Raw genomic sequence first — 15,377 nt, forward strand, 5'->3', positions numbered from 1 at the left:
ACCCGTTCCCATGATTCCCCAACAATCCGACGCTTTCCACGGCATCTATGCCGCCACCCTGTGCCCGCTGCTCGACGACGGCCGCATCGACGAAGCGACGCTGGCGCGTCATCTCGAGGCCAACGCCTTTGTGCCGGGCATGAAGGGCCTGCTGATCAACGGCCATGCCGGCGAGAACTTCTCGCTCTCGCGCGAGGAGAAGCGCCGGGTGACCAAGATCGCATTCGAGGTTTGCGGCGAACGATCGCTGCTGGTGTGCGGCATCAATGCCGAAGACAGCCTCGAGGCCCAGCGTCATGTCGACGACGCCAAGGCGGCCCGGGCCGATGCCGTGCTGGTCTTTCCGCCGTTCTCGTGGGCGCTCTCGCAAGATTCGCGCATGGCGGTAACGCACCACCGGATTGCCAATGCCAACGCGCAGATGCCCCTGATGCTCTACCAGGCCGGCGTCAACGCAGGCACCCTCGCCTATCGTCCCGAGGTGCTGGCAGAGCTCGCCCAGATGCCGCATGTGGTCGGCATCAAGGAGGGAAGCTGGGAGGCAGCAGCCTACGAGGCCAACCGCCGCCTGGTGAAGCGGGTGGCGCCGCACGTCGCAATGATGGCCTCGGGCGACGAGCATCTGCTGACCTGCTTCGCGATCGGCAGCGAAGGCAGCCTGGTGAGCCTGGCCGCGGTCGTGCCCGAGCTGGTGATCGACCTCGACCTTGCGATCAAGCGTGGCGATCTCGCGCAGGCACGCAATCTCAACGACCGCATCTACCCGCTCGCCAAGGCGATCTACGGCACCGCGCCCGGCGGGTACGCCACGGCGCGCCTGAAGACCTGCCTCAAGCTGCTGGGCCGCTTTCCGAGCGACGCCATGCGCCCGCCGATAGGACCGCTGCCGCGCGATGAAGTCGCGGCACTGGAACGTGCGCTGGCCGAGGCCGGCGTGCACGCCTGAACCGAACCGACCAAGGAGAGCCCCGCCCATGACCCGCAAGATCATCCGCAACGGCCGCATCGTCACGGCCGTGGACGACTACACCGCCGACCTGCTGATCGACGATGGCTGCATCGTCGCCATTGGCCGCGCACTCGATGTCGGCGCCGACGTCGAGGTCATCGATGCCGCCGGCATGCTGGTGCTGCCTGGCGGGGTGGATTGCCACACCCACATGGACAACACCTTCGGCGACTCGACCACCTGCGACAGCTTCGAGTCGGGCACGCGTTCGGCCGCTTTCGGGGGCACCACGACGATCGTGGACTTCGCCTTCCAGCGCAAGGGCGTGGGCGTGCTCGAGGCCATCGAACGGGCCCGCGCGAAGGGCGCCGACGGGGCCTGCATCGACTACGGCTTCCATGTCATCGTGACCGGCGTGGATGACCAGGCGCTGGCCGACATGCAGCACGCGATCCGGCATGAAGGAGTCTCGAGCTTCAAGATGTTCATGGCCTACCCGGGTTCGGTGATGGTCGACGACGCGGCCATCTTCCAGGCCATGCGCATGGTCGGGCAGCACGGCGGCATGATCGCGCTGCACGCCGAGAACGGGACCATCATCGAGCTCCTCATCAAGGAGGCGCTGGCGCAGGGGCACACCGCACCCAAGTACCACGCGCTCACACGGCCGGCGATCATGGAGGGCGAGGCCACGCACCGCGGCATCAAGCTCGCCGAACTCGCCGACGCGCCCGTGTACTTCGTTCATCTCTCGGCCAAGGAGGCGCTCAAGCATGTGGTCGAGGCCCGGGACATGGGGGTGCCGGTGTTTGCCGAAACCTGTCCGCACTACCTGTTCTTCGACGACAGCGCCTACGACAGCGAGGACTTCGATCTGGCGCGCTACGTGATGAGCCCGCCGCTTCGCTCCAAGGAGTCGCAGCAGGCCTTGTGGACCGCGCTGCGCACCGACGACCTGCAGCTGGTCTCGACCGACCACTGCCCCTTTTGCATGAAGGAAGGACACCTGGGGCGCGTGAACCAGAAGCCGTACGGTCGGAATGATTTCTCGAAGATCCCCAATGGCGTACCCGGCGTGGAAACACGCATGGCGACGCTCTACGACGGCGGTGTGCGCGCGGGCCGCATCTCGCTCAACCGCTTCGTCGAGCTGGTGTCCACAGCGCCGTCGAAGCTGTTCGGACTGTTTCCGCAAAAGGGCACCATCGCCGTCGGCAGCGATGCAGATCTGGTGATCTTCGATCCCGATGCGCCGCACGTCATCTCGGCGAAAACGCAGCACGGCAACTGCGACTTCACGCTGTTCGAAGGCCGGGACGTGACGGGGCAAGTGAAGAAGGTGCTGTTGCGCGGCGAGCTCATCGTCGACGGCGACCGATGGCTCGGCAAGACCGGCAGCGGCCGCTATGTGGCGCGTGGGGAATCGGGCGGCTGGTAGGGTAGCTCCGTGCCCACCTACGACTACGCCTGCCCGCGCTGCGGACCGTTCGTCGAACGGCGGCCGATGGCCCTGTTCGATCGGCCAGCGCCCTGCCCCGCGTGCGGGTCGGAGTCCGGCCGCGTGCTGAGCGTGCCGGCCTCACTGGGCACGCGACGAAGCGCGGAAGAGCCGCGACACGCTGCAGCGCAGAGCGATGGTTCGAACTACCGGCGACTCCAGGCAGGCGGAGTTTGCGCCTGCTGCCCACGGGCCAATGCTTGAGCCCTGACAGCGTCGCAGCGACAGGCGACCATGGCGAGTCGGCCCGACTCTTGCAACCGACTTTCGTTGTCGAACCGGAAGGCAGATGCCTGGATTCGAGAGACTCAATGCAGACCATGCTCACCATGAAAAAACACTTCGTACAAATCTTGAAGGCGGCCCTGTGCGCAACCGCTCTCGGAGTTGCCGCAGCAGCCTCGGCCGCGACGCCGCAACCCTTGCTCGACCGCGCGCTTGCCTTGTCCGATGCCTCCGAGCCCAACGTGATCGCCTGGCGCCGGCACATTCACCAGCATCCCGAACTCGCCTACGAAGAGGTCGAGACCGCCAAATACATTGCCGCGGTGCTGGCCAAGATCCCGGGCATCGAGGTGCAGACCGGCATCGCCGGCACTGGTATCAAGGCCGTATTGCGCGGCGGCAAGCCCGGGCCGGTGATCGCGTTGCGCGCCGACATGGACGCACTTCCTGTCGAAGAGCGCAACGATCTGCCGTTCCGCTCGAAATCCAAGGCGATGTGGCGCGGCCAGGAAGTGTCGGTGGCGCATGTCTGTGGTCACGACACCCATGTGGCCATGCTGCTGGGTGCGGCCCAGGCGCTCTCAGCGATGCGTGCCGAGTTGCCCGGCACGGTGGTCTTCCTGTTCCAGCCGGCCGAGGAGATCGGGCCTGGCGACCGTCCCAGCGGCGCATTGGCCATGGTCAAGGCCGGCGTGCTCGACAACCCGAAGGTCGATGTCGTGCTGGGCCAGCACATCGGGGCGCAGTCGCCCAAGGGCTCGATCTCTTATCGGCCAGGCGCGATGCTGGCCAGCATCGACGTGTTCAACATCAAGCTCAGCGGTGCCGGCGGGCACGGAGCCGCTCCCTGGGCGGCCAACTCGCCGATGCTCGCGGCCGCGGAGATCACGCTGGGCCTGCAGAACATCGTCAGCCATCGCACCAACCCGACCATCGATGGCGGTGCCACCGTGGTCACGGTCGGCATGCTTCAAAGCGGCAATCGCTTCAACATCCTGCCCGAGACCGCCGAACTCTCGGGCACGGTGCGCGCGTTGTCGGCGCAGAACCAGAAGGTCGCTCACGAGCAGATCCGCATGAAGGCAGAGCACATCGCGGCCAGCTACGGCGTGAAGGCCGAAGTGCGCATCGACACCGGCGGCGGCTATGGCGTGCTCGTCAACGACGCGCCCGCCACCCTGGCCCTTGTCGACGCACTGAAGGCCGCGGCGGGCAAGGACAAGGTCGCGGAAATCCTGCCGTCGATGGGCTCGGAAGATTTCGGCGCGTTCGGCGCCACGGGCGTGCCGGTGGTCTTCTGGATCCTCAACGCCTCTCCGTATCCGGATCGCGCCGGCCCGACGAATCACTCGCCGCTGTTCACCATCGACGAATCGGCGATGCGCATCGGGGTGCGTGCACTGACCAGTGCGACGCTTGCGCACATGACGCGAGCGGACCGCAATCAGTAACCCTTGGCCGGAAGGGATAGTCTGCAGGTGGTGGCTCCACGCGCGTCACGTCCAGGGCCGCGCCGGCCAGACAGCACCGCATGGTGAGACTTGCATGACGGGCGTGCAGTAAAAAAACGATCAGGTGCGCGCGATGGCGATGCCGTCGGCCAGCAACGCCTCGCGGATTCGCCGGGCGAACACGACGGCGCCGGGCTGGTCGCCGTGAAGGCAAAGGGTGTCGGCGGTCACTGGCACATCGACGCCGTTCACGGAGCGAACGACACCTTCGAGCACCATGCGCCGTACCTGCGCGATGGCCTGTTCGACGTCCTCGATCATGGCGCCCGGCTGCGAGCGCGGTGTGAGCGTACCGTCGTCCTGGTAGCTGCGGTCTGCGAAAACTTCGGAGCACACCGCCAGGCCCTTGTCGCGCGCGGCCTGGGCCATGTTCCTGTTCGCCACGAAGAGCTGCAGCGTCGGATCGAAATCGAACACCGCCTGCGCCACCGCTTCGGCGAGCGCCGGCTGCCGCACGGTCATGTTGTAGAGAGCGCCGTGGGTCTTCACGTGGTGTAGCGATGCGCCCTGGGACCGTGCAAAGCCCTGCAGCGCGCCGACCTGGTAGATCACCAATGCGTAGACCTCGGCCGGAGACATGTCCATCGCGCGTCGTCCGAAGCCCTGGCGGTCCGGCAGGCCGGGATGGGCGCCCAGCGCCACGCCGTTGGCAATGGCGGCCCGCACTGTCTTCAGCATGGTGTCGGGGTCGCTCGCATGAAAGCCGCAGGCGATGTTCGCGGAGGTCACGTGCGGGAGGATCTCGAGGTCCTGCCCCATGACCCAGGGGCCGAAGCTCTCGCCCATGTCGCAGTTGATGTCGATCGATGGCATGGCTGTGTTTCCTTGTTCCTTGTGAGGGGGGCGTGCGGCTCGATGCGGGCTCAGGTGAGCGCGTGCGCGGCCATCTCCCGCACCAGCGCCAGCCGGTCTTCGAGATCGAGCCATGCCTGCTCGGCCGCCTGCTGGGCCACCGGAGTGAAGCGGATGGACGCGCCCGGAAGCGCCTGGGCCAGGCGCGGGAGATCGGCGCTCGCGACATAGGCGATCTTGGGATAGCCGCCCGCGCTTTGGCGGTCGGCCATCAGCACGATCGGCTGGCCGTCGGGCGGCACTTGCACCGTGCCGAAACTCGTGGCCTCCGAAATCATCTCCAGCGGCTTCGTGAGCCGCAGGCCGGGGCCTTCGAGGCGGTAACCCATGCGGTTGGATCGCGACGAGATCGCGAAGGGCTGGCTGACAAAGCGCTCCCTCGCCTCGGCAGAGAAGGCGTTCCACTGCGGCCCCGGTATGAAGCGAACGCCTTCGGGCGATCCGTCCGGCAGTTCGGTTCCGAGGCGCGCTGCCGCCACGAACGGCAAGCCGCTCTGCACCAGGATGCGCTCGAGCACCAATGTGGGCGCATCCGGGTCCGACGGAGCGAGCGGCACCCGGTCGTTCTTGCGCAGCGCCCGCCCCTCGTGACCGCCGAAGTTTCCGGGCAGGTACGTGCTGCGACTGCCGAGCACGGGCGTCGTCGCGAAGCCGCCGCGCACCGCCAGGTACATCCGGGCGCCGCTGCTGCGCTCGCCGAAAGCCAGCGTCACGCCGCGGCGCAGCAGCACGGCGCAACCCATGGGAACGGGCCGCTCCCCCGCGGTGATGCGGACCTGCGCACCGCAGACCGCCAGCAGCGTGTCCCGACTGAACTGAACGGCGGGGCCGGTCAGCGTGCATTCGAGCACGGCCGCATCGTCGGCATTGCCGACCAGCATATTGGCAACCCGGTGCGACCACTCGTCCATGGCACCCGTGACTGGCACGCCATGGTGCTGGTGGCCCAGGCGCCCCAGGTCCTGCACCACCGAGAACATGCCCGGCTGCAGAACCTGCATGTGCGCGAACGGGCCCCGGGTCACGACCGGGGCTCCTGCATCTGCGCGAATTGCGAAGGCGAGATCGGATGGAAGCGCACCCGGGCGCCGGGCTGCATCCGCGTCGGCGGGGTCTTCGTCACATCGAACATGCTCCAAGGGGTGCGGGCGATCACGTTCCAGCCGCCGGGCAGCGCCGTCTGGTAGATGGATGTGATGCCGTTGGCGATGGCGACCGACCCTGCCTCCACGAGCAGGCGCGGCGTCGCGCGGCGCGGGACCTTCAGGCGGGGATCGACCGGACCGAAGAACGGGTTGCCCGGCGAGAAGAAGTAGACGTAGAGCGACATCGGCGTCGCGGAATGCAGCCCCACGACTTCATCGGCCGTCAGGCCACAGCGCCGGGCCACATCTTCCAGGTCGGGGCCGTATTCGCCGCCATAGCAGGCGGGGATGTCGATCACCTGGTCGTTCACTGGCAGCGCGGGAATGTCAGCGCCCAGCAGCCGCTCGATGCGCCGTGCCAGCTGAAGGGACGCCGCCCCCTGGCCTCGCGCGAATGCGAGCGGCTGATAGTGCAAGGCCACGGTCGTGAACGCGGGCACCACATCGAACACGCCGGGTAATCCTGCCGATGACAGGTACGCAGTGACGTTCTGCACGGTGCGACTGGCCTCGGCGCCGACCTGATCGCCCAGGCGCACCAGGAGGCATCGATCGCCCACCGGTTCGATTTGCCAGCCCGTGAGACGGTGCGCAAACCCGCAGGCCCGACCGGGAGGAATCGTCGGAATCGCATCTTGCATGTTGGTTGAAGGTAGTTTCAAGTTGGGTATGCCAGTCAGCCGAGGTGCTGCACCCACTGGGTGCCGCAACGCCTGCAATACGCCTTGCACGCCTGTCGCGCGATGTCGGCGGTGCGCAGCACGATGGGCGTCGCATTGGGCTGGTGCGAGAGCGCCACGCCGAGTGAGGGTGGCGCGGGCAACGGCAGCACCACGAGTTCGCCACGTTCGATGTGTTCCTTGACCAGCAAGCCGGGGATGATGCCGACACCGACGCCTTCCCGCACCAGCGACACCAATGCCGCCAGCGACGGTGAACCGGAGATGCGCAGATCGCCCTGCGCCATGCCCTGGCGCGCCGCGAGCTGCTGCGCGAGATTGACCGCGGCGATGTGCGGTGTCGTGCCGCGCACCTGCGTCAGCAACTGGTGCGAGAGTGTCTTGCGCAGGGCATCGCGCTTGGGAATGAGCCCGCGCCTGGCGACCCAATGGATCGGCAGCGACATCAGGTCTTCCATGACCGAATAACTGCTGCCGACCTCGTTGCTCACCCGCAGGATGAAGTCCAGGGTGCCCCGCATCAACTGGTCGGCCAGGTCGACAGTGAGGTCGACCGTGAGATCGACTTCGACCTGCGGCAGTTGGGTCCGCATTGCTTTCATGAAGTCGGGCAACCAGGTGTGCACGGCCGTCTCGAGCACGCCGACGCGGATGCGGCCACCGATCGCGCTGCCGCTTGCCGCAGCAGCCTGGATGGCGCGCGTTGCCTCCAGCACACCTTCGGCATGGCGCAGCAGGCGCGCGCCATCCGGCGTGATGCGCATGGTCTTGTGGTCGTAGTCGAACAGCGTGACGCCCAGTTCCTCCTCGAGACTGCGCACACGCATCGAGATGGTCCCAGGCGTGGCATTGAGGTGCTCCGCCACGCGGCGCACGCTGCAGATGCGGGCCAGCATCACGAAGGTCTCGATGAATTTGGTGTTCACTTGCTCCTGATCCAGTGCGCGAGCGCACTACGTTGCAGCCTCATTCCCCGGTGTGGGGCGCGCGCTGTTCAATTTCTCTGAACAGTGCCCGCGCAAATTCCTCGATGGACGCGGTGCACTGCGATTTCTACAGTAAGCAAATTCCTTGCTCACTTCCCTCGAGAACCCGATGAACTCCACGATCTGGATGAATCCCGCCGATCTGCGCCGCGAGATCCGGGAAGGCCGCTTCAGGGGCCCGACCGCAGGCCACAGCCCTGGCTACACACAGGGCAACCTGGCGATCCTGCCGCGCGAATTCGCCGAAGAGTTCCTGCGCTTTTGCCGCCTCAATCCGAAGGCCTGCCCGGTGATCGGCGTCAGCGAGCCCGGCGACTGGCGCGTGCCCGAGCTTGGCGAGGTAGACCTGCGCACCGATGCGCCGGCGTATTGCGTCTTCCGCGACGGCGAGCTGGCCGGCGAAGTGCTCGACCTGCGCGAACTGTGGACCACCGGCATGGTCGGCTTCGTCATCGGATGCTCGATGTCCTTCGAAGAAGCCTTGCTGGAGGCCGGACTTCCGATACGCCACATCGAGCAGGCCACCACCGTGCCGATGTACGACACCAGCATCGCCAACGTGCCGAGCGGTCGCTTCGGCGGCACGATGGTCGTGAGCATGCGGCCGATGACGCCGCAGCAGGCCATCCGCGCGATCCAGATCACATCGCGCTTTCCTGGCGTGCACGGCGCGCCGGTGCATTTCGGCGACCCGGCGGCCATCGGCATCCGGGACATCGAGCAGCCCGACTACGGTGAGCGCTCCGAGATCCGACCTGGCGAAGTGCCGGTGTTCTGGGCCTGCGGCGTGACCCCGCAACGCGCGATTCGCACAGCGCGCCCGAAACTTGCAATCACCCACAAACCTGGGCAGATGCTGGTCTCGGACGTCCGCAACAGCCACCTCGCGGTTTTCTGACCCTTCATCGCTTTCACGCTTCCCGATCCACCCCTGAAGTACCGGAGATTCATTCATGAAACGCAGACAGGCCCTCATTGGCATCGCCGGCACCGTGGCATTGAACGGTGCCTTCACCCAGGCCCTGGCCCAGAAAGGCGAGGTCGTCATCGGCGTGATCTACCCGTTGACGGGGTCCAGCGCGCAGGTCGGCGTGGACAGCAAGCACGCGATCGACACCGCACTTGAAATCATCAACACCGCCAGCACGCTCGACCTGCCTGGCGCCAAAAATGCCGGCCTTGCAGGCCTGGGCAACGCAAAGGTACGGGTGGTCTACGCCGACCACCAGGGCGACCCGCAAAAGGGCCGCTCCGAGGCAGAACGCCTGATCACGCAGGAAAACGTCTGCACCATCGTGGGTGCATTCCACTCGGCCGTCTCCGCCACGGTGAGCGCCACCTGCGAACGCTACGAGGTGCCCTATCTCTGTGCCGATTCTTCTTCCCCGAGCCTGAGCCGGCGCGGCCTGAAGTACTTCTTTCGCACCTCCGCGCATGACGAGATGTTCAGCGAGGCCATGTTCGACTTCATGGACGCGATGAAGAGCAAGGGCAAGCCGATCGGCAGCGTCGGCATCTTCTACGAAGACACCATCTTCGGCACCGACTCGTCCGCCGTGCAGCGCAAGCTGGCCAACGAGCGGGGCTACAAGATCGCCTGCGACATCAAGTACCGCGCCAACTCGCCCTCGCTGAGCGCCGAGGCGCAGCAGATCAAGACGGCCAACCCCGACGTCCTGCTGCCCTCCAGCTACACCAGCGACGCAATCCTGCTGACCAATGCGATGGCGTCGATCGGCTACAAGCCGAAGAACCTCGTGACGCAAGCGGCCGGATATATCGAGAAGCCCACGCTCGAATCGGTGGGCGACAAGCTCCAGGGCATGATCTCCCGCGCCAGCTTCTCCGCTGACATGGGCGACAAGCGGCCGTCGGCCAAGGCCGTGAACGACATGTTCAAGGCGCGCGCCGGACGCGACCTCAACGACCAGACCTCGCGGGTATTCACCGCGATGATGGTGCTGGCGGAGGCCATAGACCGCGCCAAATCGGTCGAGCCGAAGAAGATCCGCGAAGCGCTGGTTGCCACCGACATTCCCGGCGAAAAAACCATCATGCCGTGGAAGCGCGTGAAGTTCGACGCCACGGGCCAGAACACATTTGCCAGCCCCGTGCTGATCCAGTTCAAGGCAGGCAAGTTCTCGACGGTGTTTCCGTTCGAAGTCGCAACCGCGACGCCGGTCTGGCCGATGAACCCATGACCGCCTCCGCCCTGCCGCAGATCCTGGCCACCGGCTTGTTGATGGGGCTGATCTACGCCCTCATCGCCGCCGGGCTCTCGCTCATCTTCGGGCTGATGGACGTGGTGAACTTCGCCCACGGCGAGTTCCTCATGCTCGCCATGTACGCGACCTTCGGCTTCGCGGTGTTCGCGCACCTCGATCCGGTGCTTTCGCTGCCGCTGGTGGCGGCCGTCATGTTCATCGTCGGCGCGAGCGTTTATGCGGGCGTGGTGCGGCATGCAATGCGCTCCAAGGTCAACACGGGCATGGTCCAGATCTTCTCGACCTTCGGCCTGGCGACGCTGATCCAGGGCGGTGCGCAGTTCTTCTTCACGCCGGACTTCCGCAATGTCGACCACACCTGGCTCAGCGCGAAGACGCTCGATCTCGGCGGCATCTTCCTGCCCTGGTCGCAGATCTTCGGCGGCCTCATCTCGCTGGTCGCCTTCGGCGGCCTGTACCTGATGATGACGCGCACCGACTTCGGCCGGGCGCTGGAGGCCACGCGCGAGGACAAGGGCGCGGTCGCGCTGGTCGGCATCGACAGCAACCGCGTGTTCGCGCTCGGCTGGGGCCTGGGTGCGGCGCTGGTCGGCGTGGCGGGCGCGGTGCTCGCGACCTCGTACGCCATTCATCCCCAGGTGGGCGCCGGCTTCGCAACCATTGCCTACATCACCGTCGCACTCGGCGGCTTCGGAAGCGTGTTCGGTGCGCTCGTCGCGGGCATCGTCGTCGGGCTGGTCGAAGCCCTCACCGCCAACACCCTGCCGCCGGCCATGAAATCGATGGGCATCTACGCGCTCTATCTGGTCGTCATTTTTCTTCGCCCGCAGGGGCTGTTCGGGAAGCTTTGATGTCCATGTCCATCCCATCTTCCCCTGCGGCCGTGTCGCCTTCTTCAACGCCTTCGCTGGCCGGCGTCACCCGGCATCGGCGCCGCCAGCTCATCGAGGCAGTGGTGGTGTTCGCACTCATCGCGCTGCTTCCCCTGCTGGTGAAGAACGCCTACCTGCGCAACGTGATCGTGCTGACGCTGATGTACGCCGCCCTCGCCCAGAGCTGGAACATCCTCGGCGGCTACTGCGGCCAGATCTCGCTCGGCCACGCGCTGTACTTCGGCGTTGGCGCGTATGCGGTCAGCAAGCTCTACGTGAGCTACGGCGTACTGCCCTGGTTCGGCATGCTCGCCGGTGGCGGGCTGGCGGTGTTGCTGGCCCTGGCGCTCGGCTACGGCACCTTCCGGCTGAAGGGCCACTACTTCTCGATCGCGACCCTGGTGATCGCCGAGATGGGGCTGCTGATCGTCCACAACTGGGACTGGCTCGGCGGCGCCACGGGCATCCAGTGGCCCTTCGGCCCTGACAGCTGGGCCACGCTGCAGTTTGCGCGAGACAAGACGCCCTACATCTTCTTCGCGCTCGGGCTGCTCGTCGTGACCTGGCTGCTGACCTTCTTCATCGAAGGCTCGAAATGGGGCTACTGGTGGCGCGCCGTGAAGGACCATCCCGAAGCCGCCGAAAGCCTCGGCGTGACCGTGTTCCGATCCAAGATGGCGGCCGCCGCGCTGTCGGCCTTCTTCACCGCGATTGGCGGCGGCTTCTATGCGGCCTTCGTGTCCTATGTCGATCCCGACAGCGTGATGCACTTCCGGTTCTCGCTGCTGATGGTGCTGCCCGTGGTGCTCGGCGGTATCGGCACGCTGTGGGGGCCGATCCTCGGCGCTGCGATTCTCGTGCCGCTCTCGGAGTTCACGCGCAGCTACGTCGGCGGCTCCGGCGGCGGCCTCGACCTGATGCTGTACGGCGGCCTCGTCATGGCTGTGGCGCTGCTCAAGCCCGAAGGGCTGATCAAGCTGTTCGCCAGGAAGACCCGGATCCGGGAGGCTGCACGATGAGCATCGACATTCTTCTGGAGACGATCGACGTCACGCGCCGCTTCGGCGGCCTCGTCGCGAACCGGGACGTGAGCATCCGCGTGCACCGGGGCGAGATCCTCGGGCTGATCGGGCCCAACGGCGCGGGCAAGTCGACCCTGTTCAACCTGATCGCCGGCGCCTATCTGCCGACCTCGGGCAGCATCCGCTTCGACGGCCGCGACATCACCGAACTGCCGGCCACGCGCCGCTGCGCGCTCGGCATTGCGCGCACCTACCAGGTCCCGCGCTCCTTCGATTCCATGACGGTGCTGGAGAACGTGATGGTCGGCGGCTTCGTGCGCCACGCCTCTTCGAAGGCGGCTCGCCTGGCGGCACTGCAGGTGCTCGACTTCACCGGCCTCTCGCGCACGGCCGGCACCCTCACCGGCGAGCTCACGCCACCCGAGAAACGTCGCCTGGAGGTTGCACGGGCGCTGGCCACCGAACCCAAGCTGCTGCTGCTCGACGAAGTGCTCACGGGCCTCACGCCGAGCGAGGCGCAATTGGGCGTCGAACTGATCCGGCGCGTGCGCGACGCGGGCATCACCGTGGTCATGGTCGAGCATGTGATGCAGATCGTGATGCCGCTGGTCGACCGCGCCATCGTCCTCAACCTCGGCACCGTCCTCGCCAGCGGCAGCCCCGCTGACGTCGTGCGCGACCCGGCGGTGATCTCCGCCTACCTGGGAACACGCCATGCTGCTTGAAGTCAGTGGCCTGACCACCGCCTATGCCGGCATGGTCGCCATCGCCGATATCTCGGTGTCCGTGAACGAAGGCGAGATCGTCGTCGTGGCCGGTGCCAACGGCGCCGGCAAGTCGACCCTGCTCCAGTCGATTGCCGGGCTGGTCAAGACGCAGTCGGGCCAGGTCCGCTTCGCCGGCGAGACCATCGATGCCCTGCCCGGCCACCAGATCGCCGCACGCGGGCTGGCGTTCGTTCCCGAGAGCCGGCGGCTGTTTCCGCGCCTGTCGGTGGAAGACAACCTGCGCCTGGGCAGCTACCTGCATCGCAAGAAGGCAGACCGCGACGCACCGCTGGCCCAGGTGTTCACGCTGTTTCCGCGCTTGAAGGAGCGCCTGAAGCAACGGGCGGAGACGCTGTCGGGTGGCGAGCAGCAGATGCTGGCCATCGGCCGCGCCTTGATGACGCGACCGCGTCTTCTGATGCTGGACGAACCCTCGCAAGGAATCATGCCCAAGCTGGTCGACGAAATCTTCGAGGCCGTCCTGACGATTCGCAAGGCTGGCGTGACTGTGCTTCTGGTCGAGCAGCGCCTGGCTGAAAGCCTGGAGATCGCGGAGCGTGCCTACGTGCTGCAGACAGGCCGACTGATGCTGTCGGGCAAGGCAGCCGAGGTGCGCGACAACCCCGAAGTACGTCGCGTGTATCTGGGCATGTGACCCTTCTTCGCAGCATCAACTGAGGCCATTCATGAACCATCGAGTCACTCGTCGTACCTTTACCCTGCTGGCGTGCGGCGCGGGGGCTCTTTCCACCGCACGCGGTGCAACTGTTTGGCGGATCGCAACGGGATACCCGCTGGAGAACTTTCACACGGCCAATCTCATTGCGATGGCCAAGGATGTTGAGCTCGCGACGCAGGGGCAGCTTCATATCGACGTCTATCCCAAAAACTCCCTCTATGCGCTGAACGCCATTCAGTCCGCCGTGCAGGACGGAAAAGTCGAAGCTGGCGAAGTCATCATGAGCAGTCTTGTCGCCGACCTTCCGATCGCGGGCGCAGATTCGGTTCCATTCATCACCGACAGCTATGCCGATGCACTTCGGCTCTGGCGAATTCAGCGTCCCCTGATCGAGAAAGCCTTCGCAAGTCGGGGATTGGAAGTTCTTTATGCCGTGCCGTGGCCACCGCAAGGCTTGTACTCGACCCGACCGCTTGGCGGATTGGGGGACATGCGTGGCATGCGAATGCGCACATTCAACGCAAACACCGCAAAGATCGCAACGCTCATGGGCACCGAAGCCGTCGATGTTCCGGCTACCGAACTCAACAAGGCACTCGCTGATGGACGCATCGACTGCATGATGACGTCCGCCGTGACTGGAGTGGAAAGCCGTGCATGGCAGTCCATGCACTACTTCTACGAAATCAATGCGTTCTTTCCCAAGAACATCGTGTTTGCCAACAAGAAGGCATGGGACGCCATTGGCGCCCCTTTGCGCGAGGCATTGAAGAACGCGAGCGCAGCGGCAGAACTTCGCGGATGGTCCAACAGCACATCGGTTGCCGCTCAGTCCCTGGAAGAATTGAAGCGAAACGGCATGAAGATCGAATCACCTTCCTATTTGTTCGGTCGAGACGTCAAGCGTCTCGGGGAACGTTTTTCGCTGGATTGGGTGAAGCAAGTGGGCGTATCCGCCAACGATGTCTTCATTCCCTATTTCGACAAGCGATAGATATCTCCCGGATCCGTCTCGCGACGCCGGAAATCCAGCTCCTGAAGAACTTCTGCCGTACCGCGGACGAGACGGGTGGCCGGACGCGCGGTTGGTGTTGCAAGCACCAACGCATTCCAGATGCCGGGCGGCCCGATCGGCGCCCGCGGCAGTGCTTCGCCACCGGGCGCACCCAGGGCGCTCTCCGGAAGAATCGTGCACCCGACCCCGGTTGCAACGAGCGCAAGCACGGTGTGGACAGCCCCCACCTCTGCAAGCACCTGGAGCTCGATGCGACGCGGGCCAAGCACGGAGTCGAGCAGGTGCCGGATTGCGTTTGGCGCGCTGGGCAGCACCATCGGGTAGTTCGCAAGTGCCGCCAGGCCGACGCGTGCCGGCAGCTTGCTCTTGGGCGGCGCTACCAACAATAGCTTTTCGCGCATCAACGGCTGAAAGCTCAGCTGGGGCGAAGCGGCGGGATCGAACAGCAGCGCCAGATCCAGCCGCCCCGCGATCAGGGATTCGCGCAGTGCGACGCTCAGGCCTTCGAGGATGGTGATGACTGCGCGCGGAAACCTCTCCCGGAACTGCTGGATCAGGGGCGTGCTCAAGCCCAGGGCCACCCGCGGCGGCATGCCGACCACGATACGGCCACCAGGACTCTCGTCCAGTTCCTGCAATTCGTCGCGGGCACGACGGGAGATGTCCAGCATCGCGCGTGCGTGAACGAGCAGCGCAGCGCCTGCATCCGTCGTGGTCACGCCGCGTCCGGTTCTCACCAGCAAGCGTTGCCCGAGATCTGCCTCCAGCAAGGCGATCTGCCTGCTCAGGCTGGGCTGCGCCAGGTTGAGCGCCACGGCGCCCCGGCTGAAGCTCCCCGCATCGGCCACGGTGACGAAATACAGAAGCTGACGTAACTCCATAGGAATTCAGCATAGCTGATATAGGCATGCCGTCCTTACGCCGGTTGCTATCGATGGGGAAACTGCCTGC

16 protein-coding genes are annotated in these 15,377 nt (G+C 65.7%); 11 read left to right on the forward strand and 5 right to left on the reverse strand.

Going from position 1 to position 15,377, the window contains the following annotated elements:
- Window positions 1-10 precede the first annotated feature (10 nt).
- The 4 genes from NWF24_RS18270 to NWF24_RS18285 all read left to right on the forward strand — a co-directional run bounded on the left by NWF24_RS18270 (window position 11) and on the right by NWF24_RS18285 (window position 4,123).
- Entirely contained in the window at window positions 11-946 is a 936-nt protein-coding gene (locus NWF24_RS18270) for a dihydrodipicolinate synthase family protein (protein ID WP_258349760.1), read from the forward strand.
- Window positions 947-974: 28 nt separating this feature from the next.
- Window positions 975-2,387: a dihydropyrimidinase gene (gene hydA / locus NWF24_RS18275; protein ID WP_258349761.1), complete on the forward strand. Its 1,413-nt coding sequence runs from the start codon at window positions 975-977 to the stop codon at window positions 2,385-2,387.
- A gap of 9 nt (window positions 2,388-2,396) precedes the next feature.
- On the forward strand, window positions 2,397-2,651 hold the full coding sequence (locus NWF24_RS18280; protein WP_258349762.1) for an FmdB family zinc ribbon protein: 255 nt from the start codon (window positions 2,397-2,399) through the stop codon (window positions 2,649-2,651).
- A 125-nt stretch (window positions 2,652-2,776) separates the two neighbouring features.
- The gene (locus NWF24_RS18285; protein ID WP_258349763.1) at window positions 2,777-4,123 is read left to right on the forward strand and encodes a M20 metallopeptidase family protein; all 1,347 of its coding nucleotides are present in this window, start codon (window positions 2,777-2,779) and stop codon (window positions 4,121-4,123) included.
- A gap of 120 nt (window positions 4,124-4,243) precedes the next feature.
- Here NWF24_RS18285 and NWF24_RS18290 read toward each other — a convergent pair whose 3' ends face one another.
- From NWF24_RS18290 to NWF24_RS18305, 4 genes are read right to left on the reverse strand one after another with little or no spacing between them, the layout of a single operon-like run.
- Complete coding sequence (locus NWF24_RS18290) at window positions 4,244-4,996, reverse strand: LamB/YcsF family protein (RefSeq protein WP_258349764.1); 753 nt, start codon at window positions 4,994-4,996, stop codon at window positions 4,244-4,246.
- A gap of 50 nt (window positions 4,997-5,046) precedes the next feature.
- Entirely contained in the window at window positions 5,047-6,060 is a 1,014-nt protein-coding gene (locus NWF24_RS18295) for a 5-oxoprolinase subunit C family protein (RefSeq protein ID WP_258349765.1), read from the reverse strand.
- Window positions 6,057-6,821 carry a 5-oxoprolinase subunit PxpB gene (pxpB, locus tag NWF24_RS18300; RefSeq protein ID WP_258349766.1) on the reverse strand — a complete coding sequence of 255 codons (765 nt, stop codon included), beginning with the start codon at window positions 6,819-6,821 and terminating at the stop codon, window positions 6,057-6,059. Before pxpB ends, NWF24_RS18295 begins: the two co-directional genes overlap by 4 nt.
- A gap of 35 nt (window positions 6,822-6,856) precedes the next feature.
- Entirely contained in the window at window positions 6,857-7,786 is a 930-nt protein-coding gene (locus NWF24_RS18305; protein ID WP_258349767.1) for a LysR family transcriptional regulator, read from the reverse strand.
- Between the two features lie 169 nt (window positions 7,787-7,955).
- On the opposite strand from NWF24_RS18305, the gene NWF24_RS18310 reads away from it, so the two are divergent.
- The 7 genes from NWF24_RS18310 to NWF24_RS18340 are packed head-to-tail and all read left to right on the forward strand — an operon-like array spanning window position 7,956 to window position 14,405.
- Window positions 7,956-8,744: a putative hydro-lyase gene (locus NWF24_RS18310; protein WP_375338388.1), complete on the forward strand. Its 789-nt coding sequence runs from the start codon at window positions 7,956-7,958 to the stop codon at window positions 8,742-8,744.
- Window positions 8,745-8,799: 55 nt separating this feature from the next.
- Window positions 8,800-10,047, forward strand: a complete 1,248-nt coding sequence (locus NWF24_RS18315; RefSeq protein WP_258349768.1) for an ABC transporter substrate-binding protein — start codon at window positions 8,800-8,802, stop codon at window positions 10,045-10,047.
- The gene (locus NWF24_RS18320; protein ID WP_258349769.1) at window positions 10,044-10,922 is read left to right on the forward strand and encodes a branched-chain amino acid ABC transporter permease; all 879 of its coding nucleotides are present in this window, start codon (window positions 10,044-10,046) and stop codon (window positions 10,920-10,922) included. The genes NWF24_RS18315 and NWF24_RS18320 overlap by 4 nt, the downstream gene beginning before the upstream one ends.
- 5 nt (window positions 10,923-10,927) lie before the next feature.
- Window positions 10,928-11,962 carry a branched-chain amino acid ABC transporter permease gene (locus tag NWF24_RS18325; RefSeq protein WP_258349770.1) on the forward strand — a complete coding sequence of 345 codons (1,035 nt, stop codon included), beginning with the start codon at window positions 10,928-10,930 and terminating at the stop codon, window positions 11,960-11,962.
- Window positions 11,959-12,690: an ABC transporter ATP-binding protein gene (locus NWF24_RS18330; RefSeq protein WP_258349771.1), complete on the forward strand. Its 732-nt coding sequence runs from the start codon at window positions 11,959-11,961 to the stop codon at window positions 12,688-12,690. Before NWF24_RS18325 ends, NWF24_RS18330 begins: the two co-directional genes overlap by 4 nt.
- Entirely contained in the window at window positions 12,680-13,387 is a 708-nt protein-coding gene (locus NWF24_RS18335; protein WP_258349772.1) for an ABC transporter ATP-binding protein, read from the forward strand. Before NWF24_RS18330 ends, NWF24_RS18335 begins: the two co-directional genes overlap by 11 nt.
- Window positions 13,388-13,418: 31 nt before the next feature.
- Entirely contained in the window at window positions 13,419-14,405 is a 987-nt protein-coding gene (locus NWF24_RS18340) for a TRAP transporter substrate-binding protein (protein WP_258349773.1), read from the forward strand.
- On the opposite strand, the gene NWF24_RS18345 is transcribed toward NWF24_RS18340, so the two are convergent.
- Entirely contained in the window at window positions 14,387-15,307 is a 921-nt protein-coding gene (locus NWF24_RS18345) for a LysR substrate-binding domain-containing protein (protein ID WP_258349774.1), read from the reverse strand. The genes NWF24_RS18340 and NWF24_RS18345 overlap by 19 nt on opposite strands.
- Window positions 15,308-15,377: the final 70 nt, after the last annotated feature.

It is taken from the genome of Variovorax paradoxus, assembly GCF_024734665.1.
Taxonomy (GTDB): domain Bacteria; phylum Pseudomonadota; class Gammaproteobacteria; order Burkholderiales; family Burkholderiaceae_C; genus Variovorax.